The following is a 2,500-nucleotide window of genomic DNA, read 5'->3' on the forward strand; positions in this document are numbered from 1 at the left end:
GCCTATTGGACAAACCAAATTTTGGGGTGGGGGTTATCCCCGGTGAGGGCTGTTTGGGGGTGCGCCTGGGCGGTGGGGGTACCGCCGGGGGCCCCCGCGGTCATCCCGGCGGTCGAGGACAAGGATACGGGTGCGGCCTCGGGCATCAACAACGCCGTCTCGCGCATCGGCGGCCTGATTGCCGTGGCGGCGATGGGATCGCTGGCGGCCTGGGTCTATGCTGGCGTGCTCGGCACCGCTGCCGGCTCCGGCATTCCGGGTTTCGGCGAACCGCCGCCAGCCGGCCTGGCGCCCGGCCTCGATGCGGCACGACTTGCCGCCAGCGACGCGGCATTCGCCGCCGTTGCCGCGGTGACCGCGCTGCTTTGCCTGTTTTCGGCAATCACCGCGTGGACGACGGTTTCCGGCGAGCGGCTGCCATGGGCGCGCGACACGGCGAATCAGCACGGCTGACGCCGAAAAACGTCGGCTCAGCCTTCGATCTTGGCGCTCGCGACCTTCAACTGATTGCTGTCTTCCTGCTTGAGCAGGTCGTCGATGCGTTCGCGCTCGCGCTTGAAGGCGACGAGGTCGTCGCCCTTCAGCGTCTTACCGACCGGTAGGCGGACGCGCATCGAATCGACCTTTGTGCCGTTGACGATCAGTTCGTAATGAAGATGTGGACCGGTGGAGAGGCCGGTTGAGCCGAGATAGCCGATAACCTGACCCTGGCGAACGCGAACACCCGGCTCGATGCCTTTGGCAAAGGCGCTCTGGTGATTGTAGGACGTCTCGTAGCCATTGGCGTGACGCAAGATGATCTGCTTGCCATAGCCGCCGGCCCAGCCGGCTTTTTCGACGACGCCGTTGCCCGCGGCAATGATCGGCGATCCCACGGGAGCTGCCCAGTCGGTGCCGGTGTGCATTTTCACATACCCCAAAATGGGGTGACGCCTGGCACCGAACCCGGACGTAAACCGGCCATTGGGCAAGGGATTGCGCAGCAGAAACTGCTCGGCGCTGCTGCCGTTTTCGTCGAAGTAGTCGGTGCTGCCGTCCTGCATCTGGAAACGGTAGAAATTTCGCGTCGTGCCGCCGAAAGTCGCGGAGACGTAAAGCAGCTCGGATTCGTCAGACGCCTGGTCGTCGCCATCGGGCTGCGAGAACAGCACCTCAATGCGGTCCGTGGGATTGAGGCGCGACTGAAAGTCGACACTGGATGCCAGCAACTTGATCAGCCGTTGCGTCATCGCCTTGGACATGCCGTAGGAATAAGCGGTGCGGTAGATGCCGTCATAGATGTTCGGCAGATTGCCGCGTACTATGGGCGCAGGCGAATCGTCGAACGCCGTCAGCAATTCGGGATTTGGCTCCGGCTCCTGCGCCGGCACGTACTGGTCGTGGTCGTCGAGCGCGATGGTGACGATGTGCTGGGTCCTGTCGTACACGCTGGTGCGAACGATCTTGGCGGCGTCGCCATGGACCTCGAGCCCAACGCGCAGCACGGTTCCTGCCTTGAGGGCCGTGGCATTCAGCAATTTGGCGATCGCCTCGGCCATCCCGGTTGCGTCGTCACCGGTATAGCCCGAATCGGCGAAGGCCTCGGCAATGTCGAGATCCTTGGTGAAGGGGATGATTTCCTCGGCGAAGGCCGGCGCCTGATCGTCGACCGCGGCACGCGGCGACACCGAGACGTTTTCCGGGACGATCTTGACGTCATAGGAGCCGGCCATGCTCTCGGCGAAGCCGTCACCGAACCGCTGTGGGTCGACATAATGCAGCGAAGCGACCTGGACAGCGCCGTCGCTCAGATCGGTGCCGGCCTCGCGCACGACCTTTTCCACCTCGTCGGCAGAAAGGTCGCTCTTTTCGTCGAAGGCCGCCGTCTCGATCGGAAAATCGACGGTCTTCAAGCTCATCTCGCTTTCGACCTTGGCGCCATAGATCTGGCTGGCGGCGGCGGCGGCCGGCTGGGCGGCATTGTCGTCGCCATTGCCAAACACCTGCATCGGGTCGAAAGGCGGATAGGCCCGGCTGGTCGTGTGACCGGCGGCAAGCGCCATCTTGATCTGCACGAAAGGCATGGTGTGGATGACGTCGCGGTCGCCAACCTTGGTCACCATCGACACTTCCATGCGCCGGCGATCCTTGGCCTTGGCGATCTGGCGCAGCGCGACCAGCCGTGTCGTCTTGGCGATCTCACCGGAATCGTCGCCACTGGCAAGGCTGATCAGTTCGGCGATCTCGGGTGGCGTCGCCAACTGCTGGCGGCCGTCAAGCGCTGCAAACAGCGCCACGCCCATCAGCACGCTCGAGGTCACGCCGGTAAGGAAGGTGCCCGACAGCCAGCGCGCCGAAACCTCGCGCCGGTCGGGAGGGCCGCTGCGGCCGTCCGCGATCAGCGGCGGCTCGTTGCCGAGGTCGGCTATGACATCTTCCGTGTCTGGCATCCAGAAAGGCTGCTTCTTCCCCGGGGCGGAACGGCTTGTCGTTCTTGTTGTGGCCATGACATTTGCCTGTC

2 protein-coding genes are annotated in these 2,500 nt (G+C 64.1%); one reads left to right on the top strand and one right to left on the bottom strand.

The genetic code is table 11. The features are described from left to right. The first annotated feature begins 42 nt into the window (after positions 1–42). Entirely contained in the window at positions 43–453 is a 411-nt protein-coding gene (locus NKI70_RS27855; protein WP_352725618.1) for a hypothetical protein, read from the top strand. A gap of 17 nt (positions 454–470) precedes the next feature. Here the strand turns inward: NKI70_RS27855 and NKI70_RS27860 are convergent, their stop codons facing one another. Continuing rightward, positions 471–2,429 (bottom strand): M23 family metallopeptidase, encoded by a 1,959-nt coding sequence (locus NKI70_RS27860; protein WP_352725620.1) that lies wholly within the window; start codon positions 2,427–2,429, stop codon positions 471–473. Between the last annotated feature and the right edge of the window lie 71 nt (positions 2,430–2,500).

This window comes from Mesorhizobium sp. M0500 (assembly GCF_040321165.1).
GTDB lineage: Bacteria > Pseudomonadota > Alphaproteobacteria > Rhizobiales > Rhizobiaceae > Mesorhizobium.

Coding starts and splice junctions, on each gene's coding strand:
- NKI70_RS27860 (WP_352725620.1), bottom strand. CDS start 2,429: ATGCCAGACACGGAAGATGTCATAGCCGACCTCGGCAACGAGCCGCCG.